This is a genomic window from Kitasatospora sp. NPDC057015 (genome assembly GCF_042673745.1).
Lineage (GTDB): Bacteria > Actinomycetota > Actinomycetes > Streptomycetales > Streptomycetaceae > Kitasatospora.
On record NZ_JBHUSG010000017.1, the window covers coordinates 52,904 to 74,942 of the forward strand.

A 22,039-nucleotide genomic window follows, 5' to 3' on the forward strand; every position below is an offset into this window, starting at 1 on the left:
GGCCGAGCCGGCGCGACCCGTGCGGGCTCAGCCGCCGCTGCCCCGGCCGGGCCGTGGCGGCAGCGGGACGAAGCCGCTCGTCCGGGCGGCGTACTCGGCCCAGCCCGGTTTGGTGCCGCTGAGCTGGCGCTCCAGCATCGGCTTTCCGCTGCCGTTGACCAGCAGGTACGTCATGAGCAGCGGGCTGAGCACGGTCGCCAGACCGATCGGCGCGTCCGCGGCCAGCAGGAACAGTCCCCACCAGACGCAGGCGTCACCGAAGTAGTTGGGGTGGCGGGTGTAGCGCCAGAGCCCCCGGTCCAGCACCCGGCCGCGGTTGGCCGGGTCGGCCCTGAAGCGGCCCAGCTGGGCATCGCCGACGGCCTCGAAGAAGAGGCCGACCGCCCAGATCCCGGTGCCGGCCCAGGCGAGCGGGCCGGGCGGGTGCGGCAGCTGCTGGGCCACCTGCACGGGCAGCGAGACGAACCACAGGATGCCCGCCTGGAGCAGGTAGACGATCCGGAACGCGTAGGCCGTCCGCCGGCCGCCGGGGGCCTTGTCGAGCATCCGCTCGTAGCGCGGGTCCTCCGCGGCGCCGCGCGAGCGCCGGCCGATGTGGACGGACAGCCGCAGGCCCCAGATCAGCACCAGCACGGTGGCCAGCAGCCGGCGCTGCGGATCGCCGTGCCCGGCGGAGACGGCGTAACCGGTCAGCGCGACGGCCGCGAAGGCCAGCCCCCAGGCGACGTCCACCCCGCGGTGGCGGCCGGTGCGGACACCGACCGCGAAGGCCACGAGCATCACCGCCAGCGCCGCCCCCAGCGTCGCGGCCAGCGAGGTCAGCAGCGCGCCCGCGTCCACGCCGCTCATCGCGCGGCCGCCGGGTGCACGAGGGCCCTCGTCGGACGGTCCGAGGCCCTCGTCGGGCGGTCCGGGGCCGTCATCGGGCGGTCCGGGGTCGTCATCGGGCCGGCTCCTCGCGGGTGAACAGCAGGTGCTGGACGTCCAGGTAGCCGGCCCGGAAGCCGGCCTCCGAGTACGCGAGGTAGAGCTCCCACATCCGCCGGAAGACGTGGTCGAAACCGAGGCCCGCGACCTCCTCCGCCCGCGCGGTGAACCGCTCGCGCCACAGCCGCAGCGTCTCCGCGTAGTGCGGGCCGAACGCGTGCCAGTGCGTGAGGCGCAGCCCGGAGTGCTCGGCCGCGGCCCGGGCGAGACCCTCGGTGGAGGGGATCTGCCCGCCGGGGAAGATGTACTTGAGGATCCAGGTGTAGGTGTCCGTGCTCGCGAGCATGCGCTCGTGCGGCATGGTGATCGCCTGCAGCACGGCCCGGCCGCCGGGCGCGAGCACCCGGTCCAGGGTGGCGAAGTAGGCGGGCCAGTAGGGGCGGCCGACCGCCTCGATCATCTCGACGCTGACCACCGCGTCGTACCTGCCCTCCGCCGTGCGGTAGTCGCACAGGCGCACCTCCACCTGGCCGGCGTACCCGGCCTCGGCGATCCGGCGCTCGGCCAGCCGTCGCTGCTCCTCGGAGAGGGTCAGCGTGACCACGTCGGCGCCGCGCCCGGCGGCCCGCAGCGCGAGTTCGCCCCAGCCGGTGCCGATCTCCAGCAGCCGGGTGCCCGGCCCCACACCGGCCAGGTCGAGCAGCCGGTCGATCTTGCGGTGCTGGGCCGAAGGCAGCTCCGCCCAGCCGGCCCGGGGCGCCGCCGCACCGGTGGGATCCGCGGGGAAGAGCGCGGCGGAGTACGTCATGGTGGGGTCGAGGAAGAGCGCGAAGAGGTCGTTGGAGAGGTCGTAGTGGCGCTGGATGTTGCGGCGGGTGTTCTCCTCGCTGCCCCGCTCGGCGGCCGGCGGTCGCTGCGCGTGCCAGCGCCGCAGCCCCTGCAGCCGGGGCGGCACCAGGGTGCCCGGCGAGGTGGCGAGCGCGGTGAGCAGGGCGACCAGGTCCGGTGAGTCCCAGTCGCCCGCCTGGTAGGACTCGCCGAAGCCGATCAGGCCGCCGGCCCCGATCCGCCGGTGGAAGTCCCGCGGGCGGTGCAGGCGCAACGTCGGGGCGCCGTCCGGCGCGTCCACCAGGAGCCTGCCGCCCGGCAGTTCGACGCGCAGCCCGAGCCGGCGGGCGACGCCGCGCAGCAGCTGCCCGGCGACGGCCGCCCGCGCCGGGCCGCCGGGCACGCGGGCCACGTCGGGCCAGCGCACCGGGTCCACCGCGGGGCTGTCGAGCGGCGGCTGCTGCGGCCGGCCGGGCGCGGGGGTGGGTCGATAGGTGCTGTAGGTCGTCACGACAGCGGGGCTTCTTCCTTGACGTCGGGGGTGGAACGGTCGTGCGCGGGCGGGCACTTCGGGCGCGGTGCGGGCGCCGGCGGGCCCGCCGCGGGGCGGCCCGGGCGCGGGTGCACGGGCAGGCCCCGCAGCAGCAGCCGGATGCCCTGGTACCGGATGTGCAGGGAGACCGCGAGCGTCGAGAAGGGGTGGCGGGCGGCCTCGCGCAGCAGCCCGAGCACGCCGGCCGGGCGGCGGGTGCCGCGCACGGTGGCGGTGAACGCCCGCTCGCCGCCGCGCCGCAGGTGGACGGAGAGGTCCAGCAGGGCGCCGGGCTCCGGCAGCCGCATCCGGTACTCGCCGTCCACGGGGAAGAACGGCGAGACGTAGAACTCCTTCGCGGCCCGGGCCCGGCCGTCCGGGTCGGTCCGCAGCAGGTAGCGGTGGCGCCCGCCGTAGGTGTTGTGCACCTCGGCCACCGTGCAGAGCGGCGTTCCGTCCGCGCCGTGGCACCAGTAGACGGTGAGCGGGTTGAAGACGTGGCCGAAGGAGCGGGCGTGCGCCAGCATCAGCACCTGGCCGCCCGCCAGGTCCAGGCCGTGGCCGGCCAGGAACTCCTCGATGTCCCGGCGGGGCGGGCGCCGCCCGTCGCCGTGGTCCGCCGGCCGGAACCGGGCCAGCGGGCGCAGCGCGGCGGGAAGCACCGGCAGGTGGTCGAGGTCGACCAGCCACAGGTAGGTGCGGTGGGTGAACGAATGCCGGACGGGACCGGTGCGGACGTGGGCGATCCGGCAGTCGTACAGGGCCGCGCCCCAGGGCCCGGGCAGCTCCACCCGCAGTGCCTCGACGGCGGTCGGCGACGGCGCGGCGGCCACGGCGGCCGAACGGCGCGGGCCGGGCTCCGGAGCGTCGGCCGCGCGGTTCCCGGTCACACCGTTCCCGATCACACCGTCCCCGGCGGCGCTGTTCCCGGTCACGGCGCTGCGACCCCGGCCAGGGCCCGGGCGGCCAGTACGCCCGAGCGGCAGCCGTCCTCGTGGAAGCCCCAGCCGTGGTACGCACCGGCGAACGCGGTGCGTCCGGTGGTGATTTCGGGCAGCCGGCGCTGGGCGGCCAGGCTCTCCGGGGTGTAGACCGGGTGGCGGTAGGTCATCCGGGCCACCACGTGCTCGGGCGGCACCGGCCGGGCGGCGTCCTCGTTGAGGGTGACCAGGTAGTCCTCGTCCGTGTCGAGGCCGAGCAGCCGGTTGAGGTGGTAGCTGACCTCCACCCGGTCGGCACGACCGCCGCAGTCGGCCATCCGGTAGTTCCAGGAGGCGCGGGCCCGGGCGGCCGCGGGCAGCAGGCTCGCGTCCCGGTGCAGGACGGTCGGGTTGAGCGAGTAGCGGAACGCGCCGAGCACCTCGCGTTCGGCCTCCGTGGGGTCGGCCAGCAGGGCCAGCGCCTGGTCGGGGTGGGTGGCGATGACCACGGCGTCGAACCCCGTCCGCTCGCCGCCGCCGGTGACGATCTCCACCCCGTCCGGGTGGCGCCGGACGGCGCGGACCGGGGTGCCCCGATGGACGGCGGTCAGGCGGTCGGCGATCTTCTCGACGTAACCGCGGGAGCCGCCGACCACCGTCCGCCAGGTCGGCGAGCCGGTGACCGCGAGCATCCCGTGGTTGTCGAGGAACGCGAAGAGGTAGCGGGCCGGGTAGTCGCCCGCGACGTCCGGCGCGCAGGACCACACCGCCGACACCACCGGGGTCACGAAGTGGCTGACGAAGTACGACGAGAAGCCCCCTTCGGTGAGGAACCGGCCCAGCGTGAGCGCCTCCGCCCGCGGCCCGGTGTCGGCCAGCAGCCGCCGGGCCCGGCGGTGGAACCGCGGCACCTCGGCGAGCATCCGCAGGTAGTCGGGGTGCAGTGCCCGGGACGGCTGGGCGAAGAGACCGCCCGGGCCCCGGGCGCCGGCGTACTCCAGGCCGCAGCCGCCGCACTGCACCGACATGCTCATCTCGCTGGGCCGGGTGACGACGCCCAACTCACCGAACATCTCCACGAGATGGGGGTAGGTCCGGTCGTTGTGCACCAGGAACGCGGTGTCGAGCGGTACGGTCCGCCCGTCGGCGCCGGTGACGTCCTGGGTGTGGGCGTGGCCGCCGAGCCGGGCGTCGGCCTCGAACAACTCGACGTCGACGCCGGCTCGGTGCAGCTGGTAGGCGGCGGTCAGGCCGGCCACCCCACTCCCCACGACCGCCGTCCCGCGGCCTCCCGCGTGGTGGCGCGCCCGGCGCCGTCCGGTCTCGTCACCCGCGATCACGACCGCTGCGGCATGCTCGGGCACGCTCACGCACGCCCCTCCCGTTCCGTCGGGCCCACCCGTCTCCGGACGGGCCTCCATTCCCCTGGACATCAGGTATTCGGAGCGATGGGCCGAACGGATTGGCGCGTTCCGCCGGTTGGATCCGGCAGATGGATCCAGCGGTTGGATCCACCCGCTGGATCCATCGGTCGGCCCACCGCCGGGATCAGGCGAACGGCATCAGCATGACCGGCGCACCCGTCGGCTGCGGCGAGCCCCCGGCCGGCTCGACCGTGACCCCGATGCCCACGGCGCCGTCGATCGGGCCGCTGAGCAGCATCGAACCGGTGGAGACGGGCATCAGCCCGGCCGGTCGCATGGTGCCGGAGTCGTTGAACCAGAGTTCGTAGACCTTGTCCTTCGGCAGTTGGGGCAGGCTCGCGGCGAGGAAGCCGGCCTGATCCAGGCTCTCGGACCAGACCACGGTGCCGACCCCGGCGCCTGCCTTGGCAGTCCTGGTCCGGGCGTCCGGGGCGGTCAGCAGCGAGCCGAACGCCGCCGCCTGCTGCTGCAGTTGGGCGGACTGCCGCTGGGCCTGCTCGGCCGACCGGTGTTCGCTGACCGCGACACCGCCGAGGCCGACCGCGACGGCGACCGAGGCGGCCAGCGCGAACCTGGGCCAGGTACGGGCCAACCGGCCGCTCCCGCCCGCACCGGACCCGCGCTCGTCCAGCGGTTCGCCGGGCCCGAGTTGGCGCACCGAACCGATGCCGGCCATCACCCGGGCCTTCAGCTCGGGCGGCACCCTCGTCGTCTCGGCGGAGCCGAGCCGGGCCAGCGCGGCCCTGAACTCCTGGACCTCCAGCGCGCAGGCCGGGCACTGCGCCAGATGACGTTCGAACGCGAGGCTCTCCGTCTCCGGCAGCGCGTGCGCCGCGTACGCGCCGGTCAGCGTGTGCAGATCGGCGGCCGTGCTCATGACCCCACCCCCAGGCAGTCGCGCAGCCGGATCAGACCGTCCCGCATGCGTGTCTTGACGGTGCCGAGCGGCACCCCGAGCATCTCGGCGGTCTCCCGGTAGGAACAGCCCCGGTAGTACGCCAGGGTGACCGACTCACGCTGGAGTTCGGTCAGCATCTTCAGGCAGCGCCGGACCTGCTCGCGCTCCAGGCGGCCCTCGACCTGCTCGGCCACCTCGTCGTAGGCAGGGGTGTGCGCCTGGGCGGCGGCCCGGCGGTCGCGGTCCGCGGCGGCCTGGGCACTGCGCACCCGGTCGACGGCGCGGCGGTGGGCGAGGGTCATCACCCAGGCCATCACCTCGCCCCGTTCGGGCTGGTAGCGGGCGGCGGTCCGCCACACCTCCAGCATCACCTCCTGGGTGACCTCCTCGGACTGCGCCGGGTCCCGGAGCACCCGTCGCACCAGGCCCAGCACCGGACCGGCCACCGCGTCGTAGAGCCGGCCGAAGGCCTCCTGGTCCCCGAACGAGACCTTGACCAGCAGCTCCCTCAGGTCCGGTCCCCGTCGCTGCGGGCCGGACAGATGAACCACGGTGTTCACCTCGCCACCCCCCGACAGCCGGCGCCGGGCGCCGTCGGTCGCTGGGACAGGACCGGTGGGCGGTCCTGCGGTGGGGTCGCGGGCATGACTGGCCTCCTGGGAGCGGTCGGGACGTCCGGCCCGGGCACCGAACGCTGCACCGGGCCGGGCACCTGTTGTTCGGACCGGCCGGCCCGCTGGATTGGCCGCCCGACCGGAATTCTTCTCCGCCGTCCGGCCCCGGACCAATCCTCCCGACGGCCCGCACCGAATACCGTGCGGCGAAGCCGCCGGGAGGCCGGGACGGTCGGCCCGCACGGCAGGCCACCACCGACCCGTCCGACCCGTCCGACCCGTCCGACCAGCATGACCGGGACGACCGGGACGACCCGAGGAGCAGCGCACAGTGACGACCACCGGACCGGACCGCCGGCTCTTCGACGTCCGGGAGATCTACGCGGAACCCGCGGCCGCCGCCTCACCGCGCGGGCGCCAGGTGCTCGACCGGTTCCCCGACGCCAAGGTCATCGCGGTGCCCTCGCACTGGCAGATCCCGCACCTGCACGGCAACGAGGGCAACGTGGCCCGGTGGGCCCGGATCAAGAGCGAGGTGGTGGTGCTCGGCGTGAAGAAGTCGCTGGCCACCCGGCCCAACGGCCGCTCGGCGGACTGGATCGCCCCCAGCTCGGCCAACGGCTGCGCGCTGGCCTGCGCGTACTGCTACGTGCCCCGGCGCAAGGGGTACGCCAACCCGATCACCGTCTTCACCAACATCGACAAGGTGATCGCCCACCTCGGCCGGCACGTCGCGAAGCAGGGGCCCAAGCCGGAGCCCAACCAGTGCGACCCGGCCGCCTGGGTGTACGACATCGGGGAGAACAACGACTGCTCGGTCGACGCCCTGGTGTGCGACAACACCGCCGACCTGATCCGGGCCTTCCGGCAGTGGCCGACGGCCAAGGCCTCGTTCGCCACCAAGTGGGTCAACCCGGAGCTGCTGGCGCTCGACCCGCGCGGCCGGACCAGGATCCGCTTCTCGCTGATGCCGCCGGCCGACGCGCGGTTGCTCGACGTCCGCACCACGCCCGTCCCGGAGCGCCTCGCCGCCGCCGGCGACTTCCTGGTCGCGGGGTACGAGGTGCACTTCAACTTCTCCCCGGTCGTCCTGCGCGACGGCTGGGAGCGCGACTGGGCGGATCTGCTCCGCCGGATGGACGACACCCTGCCGGGCGCGGTGAAGGCGCAGGCCGCCGCGGAGATCATCATGCTGACCCACAACCGCGAGCTGCACGACGTCAACCTCGGCTGGCACCCCAGGGCCGAGGAGGTGCTCTGGCGCCCCGGCCTGCAGGAGGCCAAGCGCTCCCAGAGCGGCGGTTGGAACGTCCGCTACCGCACCGGCCTCAAGGGAGCCGCCGTCCGGACCCTGCGGGGCCTGGTCGAGCGGCACGCCCCCTGGCTGCGGATCCGGTACGCGTTCTGACCGCCGCCCGAACCACCGGAGGTACCGATGAGCGAACCCACCGCCGCCGAGCCGCCCGCCCCCGACCGCGCCGCGGACGCCGCGCAGGCCGCACCGGCGTCCGGCGCCCCCCGCCCCCCGGGCCCCGCCGGCGGCGGCGTGCGCGTCCTGGTGACCGGCGCCACCGGCTACATCGGCGGCCGGCTGGTGCCCGAGCTGCTGGCCGCCGGCCACCGGGTGCGCTGCCTCGCCCGGGACCCGGGCCGCCTGCGTGACCTGCCCTGGCGGGCCCGGGTGGAGAGCGCGCGGGGCGACGTGACCCGCCCGGAGACCCTGCCCGCGGCCTTCGAGGGCGTCGACGTCGCCTACTACCTGGTGCACGCGCTGGGCACCGGCCCCTCCTTCGAACAGCGCGACCGGGACGCCGCCCTGGCCTTCGGCCGGGCCGCCGCCGCGGCCGGGGTCCGGCGGATCGTCTACCTGGGCGGCCTGGTCCCGCCCGGCGTCCCCCGCCGGGAGCTCTCCCCGCACCTGCGCTCGCGGGCCGAGGTCGGCCGGATCCTGCGCGACAGCGGCGTGCCCACGGCGGAGCTGCGGGCCGCCGTGATCATCGGCTCCGGGTCCGCCTCCTTCGAGATGCTGCGCCACCTGACCGAGCGGCTGCCCGTGATGGTGACGCCCAGCTGGGTGCGGACCAGGATCCAGCCGATCGCCGTCCGGGACGTGCTGCGCCATCTGGTCGACTGCGTGGGGCTGCCGCCCGAGGTCAACCGCACCTTCGACGTCGGCGGCCCGGACGTGCTCACCTACCGCGAGATGATGCTCCGCTACGCCCGGGTGGCGGGCCTGCCCCGGCGGGTCATCGTGCCCGTCCCGGTGCTGACGCCGAGCCTGTCGAGCCACTGGGTGGGGCTGGTGACACCGGTGCCGAGCGGCCTGGCCCGGCCGCTCGTCGAGTCGCTGCGGCACGAGGTGGTCTGCGGCGAGCACGACATCGCCCGCTACTCCCCCGCCCCGCCGGGCGGGCTGACCGGCTTCGACGAGGCCGTGCGGCTCGCCCTGAAACGGATCCAGGACGCCGACGTGAGCACCCGGTGGTCCTCCGCGTCGCTGCCCGGCGCTCCGAGCGACCCGCTGCCCAGCGACCCCGACTGGGCCGGCGGCAGCCTCTACCAGGACGAACAGGAACTGGCGGTGGACGTCCCCCCGGCCATGCTGTGGAAGGTCGTGGAGGGGATCGGCGGCGAGAACGGCTGGTACTCGTTCCCGCTCGCCTGGGCCCTGCGCGGCTGGCTGGACCGCCTGGTGGGCGGGGTGGGCCTGCGGCGCGGGCGGCGGGACCCGACCCGGCTGCGGGTCGGGGACTCGCTGGACTTCTGGCGGGTGGAGGAGATCGAGCCCGGGCGGCTGCTGCGGCTGCGCGCGGAGATGCGGCTGCCCGGTCCGGCCTGGCTGGAACTGCGGGTGGAACCCGGCGTGAACGGCGGCGCGGTCTACCGCCAGCGCGCGCTCTTCCACCCGCGCGGGCTGGCCGGGCACGCGTACTGGTGGTCCGTCGCGCCGTTCCACACGGTGGTCTTCGGCGGGATGGCCCGGAACATCGCCGCCCGGGCGCAGCAGTTCGCGGCTGCGGCACCGGCCCCCTGACGGACACCCGGTCGGCCCGGCGGTTGCGTCCTGACGGGTGGTCGGCCGTGCCGGCGGTGGGTGTGCCGTGGCCGAGCCGGCGGTGGCCTGCCGGGGCCGTGTCGGCGGTGGCCGGCCGGCGCCCGGCTTCGGCCGGCGCCCGGCGGGCGGCTCAACTCGCAGGTCGGAGGGGGTGATTCACTCCTGAGGGTGAGATCGGGATTCGCACCCATCCGGCCCTGCGGCGGCCCCGAATGGTGGGTGTGAGCAACGAACCCGGCCAGACGCCGGCACCCACCGGCGGATCCCGCCCGCAGCGCCTGCGCGCGCGGGCGGTCCGTACCGCCGGCGCCGCCGTGGTCGGGCTGGCCGCGGCGGCCTCGGCGATCGCCCTGGGCGAGCTGGTCGCGGCCTTCACCGGACCGGCCAGCGCGCCCGCCCTCGCGGTGGGTTCGGCGGCCATCGACCTGACGCCCACTCCGCTCAAGGAGTACGCGATCCGGACCTTCGGCACCAACGACAAGGCGGTACTGCTGGGCGGGATCTACCTGACCCTCACCGCCCTCGCGGTGCTGGCGGGCCTGGTCGCGGTCCGCCGGCCGCGGGCCGGTGCGGCGGTCTTCGCCGTGTTCGGCGGGGTCGGCGCCTGGGCCGCGATGTCGCGCAGCACGGCGGGCGTCTCGTACCTGCTGCCCTCGCTGGCCGCCGGCCTCGGCGGGGCCGCCGTGGTCCTGCTGCTGGCCGGCCGCTACCGCCGCGCCCTCCCACCCACGGCTCCCGGAGCGCACTCGGCTCCCGGGGCGCGGGCGGGCGGGGCCGCGACCGTCGAGGCGGCGGCGCCGGTGGCCGTACGGGCCGACCGGCGGCAGTTCCTGGTCGCCACCGGCGGCACCCTGGTGCTCGCGGCGGCCGTCGGCTACTCCGGTCGCTCGCTGTCGCAGTCCCGCAACGACGTCAGCGCCGCCCGGCTGGCGGTCCGGATACCGCCACCGGTCCGGCCGCTCCGGGCGCTGCCGGCGGCGGTGCACCCCGGGATCCCCGGACTCTCCCCCTTCGTCACCCCGAACTCGGAGTTCTACCGGGTCGACACGGCGCTCACCCTGCCCCGGATCGATCCGGACCAGTGGGCCCTGCGGATCCACGGGCTGGTGGACCGACCGCTGCTGATCAGCTTCGACGAGCTGCTGCGGCGACCGCTGGAGGAGCTGGACCACACCATGTCCTGCGTCTCCAACGAGGTCGGCGGCCCCTACCTGGGCACCACCCGCTGGCTCGGCGCCTCACTGCCCGCGCTGCTGCGGGAGGCGGGCGTACGCGCCGGCGGCGACCAGCTCGTCGGGCGCTCCAAGGACGGCATGACCATCGGCACCCCGCTGGAGGCGGTCCTGGACGGTCGCTCGGCCCTGCTCGCCGTGGCCATGAACGGCGAGGCGCTGCCGGTGGCGCACGGCTTCCCCTGCCGCTCGGTGGTGCCCGGCTTCTACGGGTACACCTCCGCCACCAAGTGGCTGGTCGACCTGGAGGTCACCACCTTCGCCCGGTACGACCCGTACTGGGTGCGGCGCGGCTGGGACCGCACCGGCGCCGTCCGGACGGCCTCCCGGATCGAGGTGCCGGCCGGCTTCGCCCGGATCCCGGCCGGCACCGTCACGGTGGCCGGTACCGCCTGGGCCACCCACCGCGGGATCGCCGCGGTGGAGGTCCGGGTGAACGACGGCCCCTGGGCCCAGGCCACCCTGGCCGCCGACGCCGGGCCGGACCTCTGGCGGCAGTGGAGCTACGAGTGGACGGGCGCCCGACCCGGCACCCACACCCTCCAGGTCCGCGCCACCGACACCACCGGCGCCGTCCAGCCCGAGGCCCGGGCGACGCCCTTCCCGAGCGGCTCCACGGGCTGGCACAGCACCGTGGTGACCGTCACCTGACCACCACCGCACCCCTGACCGATCCACCGACGTACCCGCAGCACCCCAGTACCCGCGGTACCCCACCGTCCGCTCCGCCAGTTCGGCGCAGCGAACCCAGACCGCTGCCCCTGCCGTGGCACCGCCATGCCCGGGGCCGGCCATCCACAGGAAGTGACCTCTCATGTCCGTGACCAGCATCCGCACCACCGCCGCCCTGCTCGCCGCCGGCGCCCTCGCCCTCGGCCTGACCGCCTGCGGCAGCAGCGGCGACTCGTCCTCCTCCTCGGCCAAGAGCGGCTCCTCCGCACCGGCCGCCGCCAGCTCCGCACCCGCCGCCGCGACCCCGGCCGCCGCCATGACCGAGCCGTTCGGCGCCGCCTGCGCCGCCGTGCCGAAGGACGGCGCGGGCAGCTTCAACGGCATGGCCCAGGACCCGGTCGCCACCGCCGCCTCCAACAACCCGCTGCTGTCGACCCTGGTGACGGCGGTCAAGGCGGCCGGCCTGGCCGACACCCTGAACTCGGCGAAGAACGTGACGGTCTTCGCCCCGACCAACGACGCCTTCGCCAAGCTGCCCAAGGAGACCCTGGACAAGGTGCTCGCCGACAAGGCGATGCTCACCAAGATCCTCACCTACCACGTGACGCCCGACAGCCTGGCGCCCGCCTCGCTGGCCGGCAGCCACAAGACCCTGGAGGGCAGCGACCTCTCGGTGGCCGGCTCCGGCCAGGACTTCACGGTCAACGGCAACGCCAAGGTGCTCTGCGGCAACGTCCACACGGCGAACGCCACCGTCTACATCGTCGACACCGTCCTGATGCCGACCTCCTGATCCCGCACCCCGACAGCGCAACGCAGCAGGCCCGGACCGCTCGGCGGTCCGGGCCTGCTCTGTTGCGTCGTGTTGCCCTGCACTGCACTGCACTGCGCCGTGTTGTCCTGCGCCGCACTGCGCTGCGCCGTGTTGTCCTGCGCTGCATTGCACTGCGCCGTGTTGCCCTGCGACCCGCGGTACGGGGCGGTGTCCCCGGCTGCGGGCCCGCCGGGTGCGGTGCCCGCCGGAGCGGGACTACTCGACGACGAGCTCGACCTCGATGTTGCCGCGGGTCGCCTTGGAGTACGGGCAGACCTCGTGGGCCTGCTTGACCAGGAGCTGGCCGGTCTCGCCCGCGAGGGAGTCGGGCAGCTCGACGCGGAGCACCACGGCGAGGCCGAAGCCGGTGTCGTCCTTGCCGATCGAGACCTCGGCGGTGACCGAGACCTCGCTGACGTCGGCCCGGGCCTGGCGGGCGACGAGACCGAGCGCGCTGGCGAAGCAGGCGGCGTAGCCGGCGGCGAAGAGCTGCTCGGGGTTGGTGCCCTGGCCGTTGCCGCCGAGCGCCGGCGGCATCGCCAGCGCGAGGTCCACCTGGCCGTCGGAGCTGACGGTGCGGCCCTCGCGGCCGTTGGCGGTGGCGACGGCGGTGTACAGCGCGTCCATCTGGCTGGTCCCTTCTCTCGTCGGCGACCGGTCCCGGCCGCCCCTCTGCACTCAAGTAGAGCACGCAATTGAATTGCGCACAACTGAACTGTGCGCGGTCCGGCTATCCTGGAGGCATGACCGACCTGTCCCGGGTGCCCGACGAGGAACTGCTCCGACTCGACCACCAGATCTGCTTCTCGCTGCACGCCGCCTCCCGCGCCTTCGGCAGCGTCTACCGCGGCGTGCTCAAGGACCTCGATCTCACCTACCCGCAGTACCTGGTCATGCTCGTGCTCTGGGAGCACGGCGAGCTGCCGGTCAAGCGGATCGGCGAGTACCTGCGGCTGGACTCCGGCACCCTCTCCCCGCTGCTCAAGCGCCTCGAAGCCACCGGCTACGTCCGGCGCGCCCGCAGCAGCGAGGACGAGCGCTCGGTGACGGTGCGGCTCACCGACCGCGGCGCCGCGCTGCGCGAGCAGGCGGTCTGCGTGCCCCGCCGGATCGTCGAGGCCAGCGACCTCTCCCCGGACGAGGCGGCGACCCTGCGCTCGCTGCTGGCCCGGGTCACCGGATCGCTCGACGGCGCCGCGGCGGAACTCTCCGCGCCCACTCCCGCACCCGTCTCCACGCCCGCACCACCCCGGCAGCCGGCCTCCGACGCGCCCTGACGGCCGACCGGCGACCGGCGCCGGCCGGCCGCATCACCGCCGCGCGCGCGGCGCCGCAGCCGGGGCTCAGCCGCGCAGCAGGGAGCAGACGAAGTCCTCCTGGACGCCCCGGAGTCGGGCCAACAGCTCCGGCTTCCCGGTCTCGTTCACCTGGGTGGTGACGGAGAAGGTCAGCGAGCGACTGCCGTCGGGGGTGCCCACCGCCAGCTGCGTGTACCCGGCCGTGTTGCCGGTGTGCCCGTACACCACCCCGCAGCGGGTGGTGTAGCGGAAGATCGCCAGACCCGCCTCGTTGCGCCCCGGCCCGGCGGGCTCCGAGGCGCCGTCGACGAAGGTCAACTGCTGCGCGCGGACGGGCGGCGAGATCAGCCGGCCGCCGGCGTACGCACCGATGAAGGTGCCCAGGTCCCTGGGGGTGGAGACGATCCCGCCCGATGCCCACGCCCCCGAGGCGCCGAACAGCGTGCTCACGTCCTCGGGCGCGTCGGGCGGCTGGACGGCGTAGCCGTGCAGGTAGGGCTCGGGCAGCAGGTAGCCCTGCGGGAGGCTGGTCTCGTGCAGGCCGAGCGGGCGGTACACCGCCGAGCGGAGCAGGTCCTCGTACCGGCGGCCCGACGCGGCCTCGGCCATCAGGGCGACGGCGATGTTGTCGGAGTTCGAGTACCGGTACCGGCTGCCCGGGGTGAACCCGAGCGGCTCGCCGGCCGCGAAGTCCAACAGGCAGCGGGACTCGAAGACGTGGTGCGGGTCGTCCTGAAGGATCCGGCGGAACTCGGCGGAGTCCGAGTAGTCCGGCAACCCGCTGGTGTGGTTCAGCAGTTGACGGAGCGTCACGGCGCCCCAGGCGGCGGGCAGCTGGGGGAGGCGCTCCGCGAGGGTGTCGTCGAGGCCCAACTGGCCGCGGTTCACCAGCGAGAGCGCGACGGCGCCGCTGAACGCCTTGGCGGCGCTGGCGATCCGCATGTGGTCGGTGGGCCGCGGCCGGCGGTCGGTGCCGACCTCGGAGACGCCCGCGCGCAGCACCTCGGTGTGCGGGCCCCGTCGGAGCACCGCGATGACCCCGGGCGGGCCGCCGGGCGCGACGACCAGCTCGTCCAGCTCGCGCTGCAGCCCGTCCCCGCCGTGCGGCGGTGCGGCCTGCGCGAGGGCCGGGGCCGGGCCGGCCAGGGCGGCGGCGGTGAGCAGGACGAGCAGCGGACGCAGTCGTGGACGGGGCAGCGGCACGGGGATCTCCTGGGAGCGAGGGCGGGGCGAAGACAGGCGGGACGCGCCGACCCGGTCGGCGCGCGGGACCGCCCGGCCCACCGCATCACCCGTCCCGCCCGGGCGGGGCGCGACCCGGCCGGTCCCGTCACCCGACCGGAGCACCCGGACGCCCACCGACCGGAGCAGCGCGGGGCAGCGCCACGGGCCCGGCGGGCGCCCCCGCCCCTGGGCATCGACCCCGGCGGCATCGCGAGCGGCGACCCCTGACGGTCGACCAGACCCCGCACCACACCGGTGCCTTGCGGCCTCGCGGGCCCCGACGGGAGCGGCGTCCGCGGTTATCCAAGGATGTACCCGATTCTCATCGGGCATGGGCGGGAACCACCCCGCCGATGGTGAACACTTGCTAACCTTTGCGTCATGCGGATAGGCGTGAATGTTCCGAACTTCGGACCTGGCACCAACCCCGATCAGCTCGCACGGTGGGCAAAAACCGTAGAGGGCCTGGGATTCGATCTGTTGATGGTCTCCGACCACGTCGCCATCACCTCGGATGTCGCCAGACAGTATCCCGCCCCTTTCTACGAGCCCTTCACCACGCTCGCCTGGCTGGCCGGCATCACCACCGAGATAAAACTGGGCACCACGGTTCTGATCGTGCCCTACCGGCATCCCCTGTTGACCGCCCGAATGGCGGCCAACCTTCACCAGATCAGCGGTGGTCGGCTGATTCTCGGTGTCGGCGTCGGCTGGGCCCGGGAGGAGTTCGAGGCCCTCGGCGTACCCTTCGAACGGCGCGGCGCGCTGACCGAGCAGCACCTTCTCACCATGCGCGCGGCCTGGGCGGACGAGGCCGACTACCGGAGCGGGCAGATTCCGCTCTGGATGGGCGGCCACAGCGAGGCCGCGATGCGGCGGGCCGTACGCCTCGGCACGGCCTGGCATCCGCTGCGGTTCACGATGCCCTGGTATCGGGACGCACTGGACCGGCTGAAGGCCATTTCGGCCGAACTCGATCGTCCGGTGCCGGAATTGGTGCCGCGAATCGTGCTCCGGCTTACCGAAAAGCCGATCGACCATCCGGAACGCCGGGCCGGCGAGGGCACCCTCGACCAGATTCTCGACGACATCGAGCAGTTGCGCGTTCTCGGCGCCGACACCGTACTGCTCGACCCGTACAACAGCGATCCGAACGAGACCCTCCGACCCGAGGTCGCGTGGCAGGCACTGGCCACCGTGGCCGCGCACCGGGCATAACGAACACCCCCTCAGAAACGGAGTAGAAGTGGCCCTCAACGACCACGACCTTCCCGGGAGCGCCACCGACGGCGCCGGCCTCGTCACCGAGGCCGATCTCCCCCATCTGCGCCGCTGCGTGGAGCTGGCGGCCGAGGCGGTGGCGGCCGGCGACTGGCCGTTCGGCTCCGTGCTCGTCGGCGAGGACGGCAAGGTCCTCGCCGAGGACCGCAACCGCGAGTCCACCGCCGGTGACCCGACCCGCCACCCCGAGTTCGAGCTCGCCCGCTGGGCCGCGATCAACCTGGGCGCCGAGGAGCGCGCCAGGGCGACCGTCTACACCTCCGGCGAGCACTGCCCGATGTGCGCGGCCGCGCACGGCTGGGCCGGACTGGGCCGGATCGTGTACGTGAGCTCGACCGAGCAGTACCGCGGCTGGCTGGCCGAGTGGGGTGTGCCGATCACCTCGCCGCTGAACCCGCTGGCCATCCGGGACGTCGTCCCCGGCCTCGACGTGGCCGGGCCGGTTCCCGGACTCGCGGACGAGGTCCGTGAGCTGCAGCGCAGCTTCCGCAAGATCGACGCCACCGCCTGAGCCGCGGAACACCGAAGGACCCGGGCCCGGTAGCGGATTCGCTGCCGGGCCCGGGTCCGTCCGGGCGACGTGTGGATCAGACCATGCGCTGGTCGTACTTCGCCATGTGCTCCTGCAGCTCCTCAAGGCTGGGGTTGCGGCCGTTGGCCGTGAGGCGCTCCAGACCGCGGAAGTAGTCCTCCCGGCTGAAGATCGGGTAGAACATGATCAGCAGGGTGGCGTCGGTGTCGCCGTGGTTGGTGAAACCGTGCGGCGCGCCCTTGGGGACGTAGGCGAAGGCACCCGGCTCGCCGATCACCTTCTCGTCGCCGATGGTGAACTCGATCTCACCCTTCACGACGTAGAACATCTCGGTGGACTGGTCGTGGATGTGCGGGGAGGCGCCGTTGGCCTCCGGGGCCATGTGGTGCTCGAAGAAGCCGAACTCACCGTTGGACTGCTCGGTGGTGAGCTTGAAGTAGGTCTTCTTCTTGCCGTCGCGAATGCTGGCGAACTCGCCGCCGCCGGCCGGGACGTACAGGGGAATGGACATGACTCTCCTCAGTGTGTTGACAAGTACCGACCGGCCTGGCCGGTCGGCGTGCTTCAGTGGTTACTTGGCTTCGGCGAGGGTGGCTTCCTGCGGGGCCCGGCCGTCCGCCTGGGCCTGCGCCCAGCGGCCGACGGCCGGTGCGACCAGGCCGCAGGCCGCGAACAGGGCGGCCAGCACGACCCATCCGGTGGTGCCGCTCGTGACGACCAGGCTGACCATGATCGGTGCGGCGATCTGCTGCACCGCCAGGCCGAGCCAGAAGACCGAGAGGTAGACACCCTCCTGGCCGGGAACGGCCAGCAGGTAGGACGCTCCCCAGCCGCCGGCGGACTGCCACAGCTCGCCGCCGGTGAGCGCGACCATGGCCAGCAGCAGCACGCCGATCGCCAGCACGACCGGCAGCTTGGGGGCCGCGGTCAGCAGCAGGCAGCAGACGGCCAGTGAGAAACCGGCCCAGACCAGCGCCTTGGTGGCACCGGCGATGGTGTCGGTGCCCCGACTCGCCCGCACCTGCAGGGCGACGGCGAGCACGGTGTTGACCGCCACCAGCGGGGAGATCACCGCGGACGAGACGTCGGTGTGCTTGGTGATCCAGAGCGGGATGCCGATGCTCAGCAGGGTCATGTGCATCGTCAGCACCGCGTTGAGCCCGGTGAACGACAGGAACGACCCGTCCCGCAGCACCTGCATCGAGAACCGCCGCCGCAGGCTGTTCGCCGGCTTGTTGAGCACCGGCAGCTGCGAGGCCAGCAGGGCGAGCACCGCGAGGGTGGTGGCGTTCAGCAGCAGGATCCCGGTGTACCCCGCCCGGCTGTCCAGCAGCAGCCCGATGCCGCCCAGCAGGGCGCCCAGGGTGAAGCCGACGTTGCGGATGGACCGCAGGATCGCGATCATCTTGACCCGCTCGTCGGGCGACACCGCCTGCCCGACCAGGGCCTGCTCCATCGGCGCGGCGGCCTTGTCGACCAGGCCGAGGACGCACACCACGGTCATGAACTGCCACAGGTTCTGGACGAACGGGTACACCACGAAGCAGGCGCTGCGCCACAGGCTGACCCCGACCAGCACCTTCTTGGGGCCGATCTTGTCGGCGACGATCCCGATCGGGATCGCGGTGCCCAGGGCGATGGTGGCCGACAGCGTCAGGCCGAGCCCGAGGTTGCCCTCGGACAGGCCGACCGACCTGGTGATGAACGGCACCGAGACGGACAGGAAGGCACCCGTGCCGACCGCGTTGATGGTCGCCATCACGGCCAGCCGCCAGCCGACCGAGCCCCCGGGCATGGACCCGCGCAGACCGCGGACGCGCTGCCACAGAACAGACATGTCTTTCCTTACTCGGTTGTGATGCGGATGGCCGCGTCCGCGTCCAGCACGCGCTGGCGCGTGGTGTCCGCGTCCGGGCCGGTCGCGATGACGTGCCCGGCACGGTCCCAGGAGGACGCCCACGGGCGGACCTCCAGGCCCACCTCGGCATCGACCCCGACGGCCCGGACGCCGGACAGCGCCTTCGCCTCGTCCACGCCGGAGATCGCGGTCACGGTGCCCGGCTCGGCGGCCAGGAACCGGATCGCCGAGGTCCGCTGCGGCAGCCGCGGAAGCGTGACCGGGCGGCCCGCCAGCAGATCGATGAGGGTCACCCGGATCCGGGTGTCGTAGGCCAGGTCGAGCAGGTCGACCAGGTAGTCGCCGGGGCAGCGGCCGGCGCACTCGACCAGCGTCGGCCCGGCCTCGGTGAGGATCCACTCGGCGTGCAGGATGCCGGTCTGGAAGCCGAGCGCGGCGACCAGCGCCCGGATGGCCGTCTCGAACGCGAGCTGGGTGTCCTGGTCGAGCGGGGCGGGCAGCAGGTGTCCCAGTTCGACCGGGTACGGGCCGGGGATCACCGTCTTGGCCGTGATGTTCTCGAAGACGATCTCACCCCCGCGCACCAGCGCCTCGACGCTGAACTCGGGGCCCTGCAGGCGCTCCTCGGCCAGGAACCGCCACTGCAGATCCCGGTCGGGCACCTGCTCGTACTCGGCCGCGCCGGAGGTGCGCTCCCAGGCCAGCGCCGCGGATTCGGCGTCGACCGAGTCCAGCAGCTGGACGCCGACGCTCGCCTGACGGTTCGCCGGCTTGACCACGACCGGGCCGTCCCCGGCGAAGTCGAGGATGTCCTCGGGCCCGAACACCTCCCGCCAGCGCGGGTTGCGGACGCCACCGGCGCCGGCGACCTCGCGCAGCCGGACCTTGTCCCGCAGCGCCTGGGCGGCCGGTTCGGTCGCGCCGGGCAGTCCGAGCTTCGCGGCCAGGGCCGCGGCGGCGGGCACCGCGTACTCCAGACCCGGGACGACGGCGGCGATCGGCCGCGCGGCGGCCAGGTCGACCGCCAGCGCCAGGGCCTCGTCCGACTGCTGGTAGCTGGCCGGGACGATCCGGTCCAGGCAGTCGAACCCGGCCGGGGCGTCGTGCAGTTCCCGCTTGCGGATGATGTCGGGTTCCTCGATCACCAGGACGGACCCGCTGGGGACCCGCCCGTCGATCGCGCGCAGGTAGGCCGCGTTGTAGCCGACGAACAGCACCTGTGCGTCCGTGTCGTAGGCGGTCATGCCGACCTTCCTGTCGTTGGTGCGGACCACTGCATGGTCACTGCCTCTCTCCGTGGTGGGGCCTGGCGGCCGACGACGCTCATCCGGACGCCCCGAGCACGCCGGTGCGACCGTCCGCCCGCGCGGGCACGCCGTCGATGACGACCTCGATGGTGGCCAGCACCTCCGCGCAACGGGCCAGCGCCTCCTCGGCGGTGGCGCCGGAGACGATCACGTGGCCGTGCCGGCTCTTGGAGTCGCGGACCTCCGAGGCGGTGTCCCCCGGCTGCAGGCGCAGGCTCAGCTCGTCGACGAAGTCGAGGCGGCGGACGGCCTCCAGGCCGCGGACCTCCTCGACCCGGCCGGGCGGGAAGGTGAAGAACCGGACCGTCGCGGTGGCCGTCGGCGCCGGCGGCTCGACCGGTGCGCCCGCCATGCCGGCGAAGATCGCCTGCTCGATGTCCAGCCCGCCGGCCAGCTCGACGATGCGCGGGATCCGGTCGCCGCCGAGCCGGGACTGCGACTCGACGATGCGCGGGCCGTTCGGCGTCCAGATCAGCTCGGTGTGCGCGGGGCCGAACCGGTAGCCGCAGGCCGTGAGCAGGTCGGTGGTCAACTCCTCGATGGCACGCACCCGTTCCGCCGGAAGCGGCGCCGGGTGGACGTGTCCGACCTCCACGAACAGCGGCGGCGGCCCGAGCAGCTTCTCGGTGATGCCGACCACCCGGTGCCGTCCGTCCGTGCTCAGCGTCTCCACGCTGTACTCGGGACCGCGCAGGTACTCCTCGACCAGGAACGGACCCTGGTAGTCGTACTGGTCGACCAGTGCGGTCCAGGTCGCCAGGTCCTCGGGCTCCTGCCAGAGGAACACGCCCCGGCTGCCGGCGAGCGCGGCCGGCTTGACCACGGCCGGGTAGCCGATCCGCTTCACGGCGTCCGGCACCTCCTGCCGGGTCGCGGCCGCCTCGAAGGCCACCGGCGACAGCCCGCGCTCCGCCAGCAGGGCCCGCATCGCCTGCTTGTCCACGAGGTAGCGGATCGCCGCGGCCGGGTTGAGCCCGACCTTCAGCTCCTCGGCCACCTCGTAGGCGGCGACCATCGTGTCCTCGCGGCCGATGTGGTAGATCAGCGAGGCGCCGTGCTCCTGCGCCACCGTACGGATGGTGCGGCGCAGCAGCTCCTCGTCCTCGAAGTCCGCCGGCACGAAGAGGTCCGCCAGTTCGCGCACCTCGTCGAGGTACTCCGGCGTCTCCAGCCGGGAGTCCCAGATGGCACCGACCCAGAACCCCTGGGCCTGCGCCTTCTGCACGAACTGCCGGTACGGCATCACCATCAGCAGGCGGGGCCGGTCGTCGGCGGCTGCGGGTGCGGTCATCGGGCACCGCCGCCGTCGGCCGCGGTCGGCTCGGCCTCGCGGCCCAGCAGGCTCAGGTAGCGCTCGCCGGTGTCGGGCAGCAGGGTGACGATGCGCTTGCCGCGGTACTCGGGACGACCCGCCACGACACCGGCGGCGTGCACGACCGCACCGGCCGAGACGCCGACCACCACACCGGCGCGCTGCGCGAGCCGGCGGGTGGTGCCCAGCGCGTCGGCGTCGGAGACGGGGATCACCTCGTCGATGAGGTCGCGGTCCGTGGTCGGTGCGATGAAGCCGCCGTTGAACCCGGGGATGCAGTGCGTGCCGGGCTCACCGCCGGACAGCAGCGGCGAGCCCGCCGGCTCCACCGCCACGAGCCGCACCGAGGGGTTGCGCTCGCGCAGGTAGCGGCCGGCGCCGCTGAGGGTGCCGCCGGTGCCGACGCCGCAGACGAACACGTCGACCTGCCCGTCGGTGTCGGCCCAGATCTCCGGACCGGTGGTCTCGTAGTGCGCCCGTACGTTGTCCGGGTTGTCGTGCTGGCAGCAGAACCACGAGCCGGGGGTGCTCCGGTGCAGTTCCTCGGCCTTGTCGACCGCCGCCTGGTAGCCGCCGGTGTGCGGCGTGCGCACCACCTCGGCGCCGAGCGAGCGCAGGATGGCCACCCGCTCAGGAGTCGCGTTGTCCGGCAGCACGATGACGCAGCGGTAGCCGCGGGCCGCCGCCAGCGCGGCGAGCGAGATCCCGGTGTTGCCCGAGGTCGCCTCGATCACGGTGCCGCTGCCGGGGGTGAGCAGTCCGGCCTCCTCGGCGCCGCGCAGCATCGAGAGCGCGGCCCGGTCCTTGCTGCTGGACCACGGGTTGAAGAGTTCCAGCTTGGCCAGCACGGTGGCGTCGGCCGGGACCGAGTCCAGGATCCGGTCCACCGGCAGCCGCAGCAGCGGGGTGCCGCCGATCAGCTCGGCGAGCGAGTCGGCGACCGGACGCCGGCGGTCCGGCTCGGTCCGGATGCTGATCTCGTTCGCGGCCGCCTCCGCGGTGCGCGCCGCGAGCTGGGCGGTCTCGGCCACCACGAGCACGTGTCCGGAGCGGTCGCCGTTGCGGCGCAGCTCCCCGAGGAGGTCGCCGGGCTTCGGCTTGACCACGACCTCCAGCACGCCGGGCAGCGCGGCGGCCCGCTCCGCACCGCCGACGGACACCACCCGGCCGGGCGTCGCGGTCAGGTAGCGGATGGCGGCGCCGCCGACCGGCTTCGCCGGGAGCACCACCTCCGGCAGCGGCTGACCGAGGTACTGCCTGGCCACCAGCTCCAGCGAGCTCAGGCCGAGGGCCTGGTCCACCAGGTAGGTG

The 22,039-nt window shown here is 74.0% G+C and carries 20 protein-coding genes; 7 read left to right on the forward strand and 13 right to left on the reverse strand.

The window, feature by feature from the left end:
* Window positions 1-27 precede the first annotated feature (27 nt).
* The 6 genes from ACFTWP_RS18290 to ACFTWP_RS18315 form a co-directional block, all read right to left on the reverse strand.
* Window positions 28-849 carry a DUF1295 domain-containing protein gene (locus ACFTWP_RS18290; RefSeq protein WP_380265618.1) on the reverse strand — a complete coding sequence of 274 codons (822 nt, stop codon included), beginning with the start codon at window positions 847-849 and terminating at the stop codon, window positions 28-30.
* Window positions 850-940: 91 nt separating this feature from the next.
* On the reverse strand, window positions 941-2,266 hold the full coding sequence (locus ACFTWP_RS18295) for a class I SAM-dependent methyltransferase (protein WP_380265619.1): 1,326 nt from the start codon (window positions 2,264-2,266) through the stop codon (window positions 941-943).
* Window positions 2,263-3,072 carry a DUF1365 domain-containing protein gene (locus ACFTWP_RS18300; protein WP_380265693.1) on the reverse strand — a complete coding sequence of 270 codons (810 nt, stop codon included), beginning with the start codon at window positions 3,070-3,072 and terminating at the stop codon, window positions 2,263-2,265. Before ACFTWP_RS18300 ends, ACFTWP_RS18295 begins: the two co-directional genes overlap by 4 nt.
* A gap of 146 nt (window positions 3,073-3,218) precedes the next feature.
* The gene (locus ACFTWP_RS18305; RefSeq protein WP_380265694.1) at window positions 3,219-4,544 is read right to left on the reverse strand and encodes an NAD(P)/FAD-dependent oxidoreductase; all 1,326 of its coding nucleotides are present in this window, start codon (window positions 4,542-4,544) and stop codon (window positions 3,219-3,221) included.
* A 211-nt stretch (window positions 4,545-4,755) separates the two neighbouring features.
* A complete protein-coding gene (locus ACFTWP_RS18310; protein WP_380265620.1) occupies window positions 4,756-5,508 on the reverse strand; it encodes an anti-sigma factor domain-containing protein in 753 nt (250 codons plus the stop codon).
* Window positions 5,505-6,089: a sigma-70 family RNA polymerase sigma factor gene (locus ACFTWP_RS18315; RefSeq protein ID WP_380265621.1), complete on the reverse strand. Its 585-nt coding sequence runs from the start codon at window positions 6,087-6,089 to the stop codon at window positions 5,505-5,507. Before ACFTWP_RS18315 ends, ACFTWP_RS18310 begins: the two co-directional genes overlap by 4 nt.
* A gap of 385 nt (window positions 6,090-6,474) precedes the next feature.
* Between ACFTWP_RS18315 and ACFTWP_RS18320 the strand changes: the two genes are divergently transcribed.
* The 4 genes from ACFTWP_RS18320 (at window position 6,475) to ACFTWP_RS18335 (ending at window position 11,895) form a co-directional block, all read left to right on the forward strand.
* A complete protein-coding gene (locus tag ACFTWP_RS18320) occupies window positions 6,475-7,551 on the forward strand; it encodes a spore photoproduct lyase family protein (RefSeq protein WP_380265622.1) in 1,077 nt (358 codons plus the stop codon).
* 27 nt (window positions 7,552-7,578) lie between these two features.
* Window positions 7,579-9,177 carry an SDR family oxidoreductase gene (locus tag ACFTWP_RS18325; protein ID WP_380265623.1) on the forward strand — a complete coding sequence of 533 codons (1,599 nt, stop codon included), beginning with the start codon at window positions 7,579-7,581 and terminating at the stop codon, window positions 9,175-9,177.
* A 233-nt stretch (window positions 9,178-9,410) separates the two neighbouring features.
* Window positions 9,411-11,081, forward strand: coding sequence for a molybdopterin-dependent oxidoreductase (locus ACFTWP_RS18330; protein WP_380265624.1), 1,671 nt, complete (start codon window positions 9,411-9,413; stop codon window positions 11,079-11,081).
* Between the two features lie 163 nt (window positions 11,082-11,244).
* On the forward strand, window positions 11,245-11,895 hold the full coding sequence (locus tag ACFTWP_RS18335) for a fasciclin domain-containing protein (RefSeq protein WP_380265625.1): 651 nt from the start codon (window positions 11,245-11,247) through the stop codon (window positions 11,893-11,895).
* Window positions 11,896-12,132: 237 nt separating this feature from the next.
* Here ACFTWP_RS18335 and ACFTWP_RS18340 read toward each other — a convergent pair whose 3' ends face one another.
* On the reverse strand, window positions 12,133-12,543 hold the full coding sequence (locus ACFTWP_RS18340) for an organic hydroperoxide resistance protein (RefSeq protein WP_380265626.1): 411 nt from the start codon (window positions 12,541-12,543) through the stop codon (window positions 12,133-12,135).
* Window positions 12,544-12,659: 116 nt separating this feature from the next.
* Here ACFTWP_RS18340 and ACFTWP_RS18345 point away from each other — a divergent pair, with 116 nt between their 5' ends.
* Window positions 12,660-13,193, forward strand: a complete 534-nt coding sequence (locus ACFTWP_RS18345) for a MarR family winged helix-turn-helix transcriptional regulator (protein ID WP_380265627.1) — start codon at window positions 12,660-12,662, stop codon at window positions 13,191-13,193.
* A 66-nt stretch (window positions 13,194-13,259) separates the two neighbouring features.
* On the opposite strand, the gene ACFTWP_RS18350 is transcribed toward ACFTWP_RS18345, so the two are convergent.
* Complete coding sequence (locus ACFTWP_RS18350; RefSeq protein ID WP_380265695.1) at window positions 13,260-14,423, reverse strand: serine hydrolase domain-containing protein; 1,164 nt, start codon at window positions 14,421-14,423, stop codon at window positions 13,260-13,262.
* Window positions 14,424-14,819: 396 nt separating this feature from the next.
* On the opposite strand from ACFTWP_RS18350, the gene ACFTWP_RS18355 reads away from it, so the two are divergent.
* Both ACFTWP_RS18355 and ACFTWP_RS18360 read left to right on the forward strand, forming a co-directional pair.
* Entirely contained in the window at window positions 14,820-15,656 is an 837-nt protein-coding gene (locus tag ACFTWP_RS18355; RefSeq protein WP_380265629.1) for an LLM class flavin-dependent oxidoreductase, read from the forward strand.
* A gap of 28 nt (window positions 15,657-15,684) precedes the next feature.
* Window positions 15,685-16,230, forward strand: coding sequence for a nucleoside deaminase (locus ACFTWP_RS18360; protein WP_380265630.1), 546 nt, complete (start codon window positions 15,685-15,687; stop codon window positions 16,228-16,230).
* Window positions 16,231-16,306: 76 nt separating this feature from the next.
* On the opposite strand, the gene ACFTWP_RS18365 is transcribed toward ACFTWP_RS18360, so the two are convergent.
* From ACFTWP_RS18365 to ACFTWP_RS18385, 5 genes are all read right to left on the reverse strand, one after another.
* The gene (locus ACFTWP_RS18365) at window positions 16,307-16,762 is read right to left on the reverse strand and encodes a cupin domain-containing protein (RefSeq protein ID WP_380265631.1); all 456 of its coding nucleotides are present in this window, start codon (window positions 16,760-16,762) and stop codon (window positions 16,307-16,309) included.
* A gap of 60 nt (window positions 16,763-16,822) precedes the next feature.
* Window positions 16,823-18,088, reverse strand: coding sequence for an MFS transporter (locus tag ACFTWP_RS18370; RefSeq protein WP_380265632.1), 1,266 nt, complete (start codon window positions 18,086-18,088; stop codon window positions 16,823-16,825).
* Between the two features lie 8 nt (window positions 18,089-18,096).
* A complete protein-coding gene (locus tag ACFTWP_RS18375) occupies window positions 18,097-19,353 on the reverse strand; it encodes an ATP-grasp domain-containing protein (protein ID WP_380265633.1) in 1,257 nt (418 codons plus the stop codon).
* Between the two features lie 79 nt (window positions 19,354-19,432).
* Window positions 19,433-20,707 carry an ATP-grasp domain-containing protein gene (locus ACFTWP_RS18380; protein ID WP_380265634.1) on the reverse strand — a complete coding sequence of 425 codons (1,275 nt, stop codon included), beginning with the start codon at window positions 20,705-20,707 and terminating at the stop codon, window positions 19,433-19,435.
* Complete coding sequence (locus ACFTWP_RS18385; protein WP_380265696.1) at window positions 20,704-22,029, reverse strand: pyridoxal-phosphate dependent enzyme; 1,326 nt, start codon at window positions 22,027-22,029, stop codon at window positions 20,704-20,706. The genes ACFTWP_RS18380 and ACFTWP_RS18385 overlap by 4 nt, the downstream gene beginning before the upstream one ends.
* Window positions 22,030-22,039 lie beyond the last annotated feature (10 nt).